Annotated in this window: 1 protein-coding gene; it reads left to right on the plus strand. The window is 62.5% G+C overall.

Annotated features, from left to right (window positions below; all coding sequences use genetic code 11):
- Positions 1 to 38: 38 nt before the first annotated feature.
- On the plus strand, positions 39 to 261 hold a 223-nt coding region (locus QSV46_RS40140; RefSeq protein ID WP_314964184.1), incomplete at its 3' end, for a type II toxin-antitoxin system RelE/ParE family toxin.

Below are 261 nucleotides of genomic sequence, written 5' to 3' on the forward strand. Positions count from 1 at the left end.
GTACCGCTGTGCTTCGAAAAAGTGGCGGAGCATGAACGGTGGAACTCGTCTGGTCGCGATTCGCGCTGTCCGATCGCGATGGCATTTTCAGCTACATCGAAGCCGAGAATCCCCGTGCAGCGGTTCATGTTGATGAACAGATTGCCGATGCCGCGCGGCGCCTGCTCGAGTTTCCTGACAGTGGCCGGCCCGGGGCGCGTCGCTGGCACGCGCGAGTTGGTCATCCCGCGCACACTTATGTCGCGGCCTACCTGGTCGACG

It is taken from the genome of Bradyrhizobium cosmicum (assembly GCF_032290525.1).
Taxonomy (GTDB): domain Bacteria; phylum Pseudomonadota; class Alphaproteobacteria; order Rhizobiales; family Xanthobacteraceae; genus Bradyrhizobium; species Bradyrhizobium cosmicum_A.